The sequence below is a fragment of the Psychrobacter piechaudii genome (genome assembly GCF_900162825.1).
Lineage (GTDB): Bacteria > Pseudomonadota > Gammaproteobacteria > Pseudomonadales > Moraxellaceae > Psychrobacter > Psychrobacter piechaudii.
The window spans coordinates 1-922 of the sequence record NZ_FUGE01000034.1 but is presented as its reverse complement, the minus strand read 5'-3'; the positions used below and the strand labels follow the sequence as shown (position 1 = coordinate 922).

At 40.9% G+C, this 922-nt stretch carries 1 protein-coding gene; it reads left to right on the top strand.

Annotation, left to right across the window (positions count from 1 at the left end):
• Window positions 1–919: RNA-guided endonuclease InsQ/TnpB family protein (locus tag A1019T_RS00690; RefSeq protein WP_077449977.1), on the top strand; the 919-nt coding region annotated here is incomplete at its 5' end.
• Window positions 920–922: the final 3 nt, after the last annotated feature.

Below are 922 nucleotides of genomic sequence, written 5' to 3'. Positions count from 1 at the left end.
ACACAGTCAGACCTTACAGGCTATCAATGAAACACATGCTAAATCACGTAAACAATTTAAAAAAGCCAAACTTAACTGGCGTACCAATAGAGCTGATGCCAAGCGTAAATCACTTGGCTGGATACCTTTTAAAAAATCTGCCATCAAGTATTTGCAAACAAGGCAGACAGGTAAGAAGGCACTGAAATCAACTATTCAGCTATCACTATCCAAAGGTCAAAAGCTTATCATCGATGTATTCGATAGCTACAACCTAAGCCTATATCAAATCAACACGCTTGAGATAGTACAAGACAGTCGTAATCGTTGGTATGCGTGTATCACCGTGAAAGACCATCCTAACCAAGTAAGTGGTAAGGGCAGCGTTGGAATTGATTTGGGCTTAAAAGAGTCTGCTACAACCTCAATGGGTGATAAACTTACTATTAAGCAGACCCAAAAATGGGCTAAAAAGCTTGCTATCGCTCAACGTGCTAACAATAAAAAACGTGTCAAAGCAATCCACGCCAAAATTAAAAATACAAGATTAGACTTAATTCATAAATTCACCACCAAGCTTGTCAAAGATAATGCTTTAATTGTGGTGGGTGATGTTAAATCACGCTCATTTACAACTAGAAAAACCAATCTAGCTAAATCGACATACGATGCAGGATGGTTTGAGCTTAAACGACAACTGGAATATAAATGCAAGCATGCAGGTTGTCAGCTTGAGATCGTAAATGAGAGTTACACTACCCAGACCTGTTCGTGCTGCCTTAAAATAAGCGATAGTAGTCCAAAAGGTAGAGCAGGTTTGCGAATAAGAGGATGGACTTGTGCGGAGTGTGGCACATGGCATGATAGGGATATCAATGCTGCTAAGAACATCCTCGCGGTCGGGCTTGACCGTCTAGCTGTAGGAATCCCCTCGGTTTAGCGA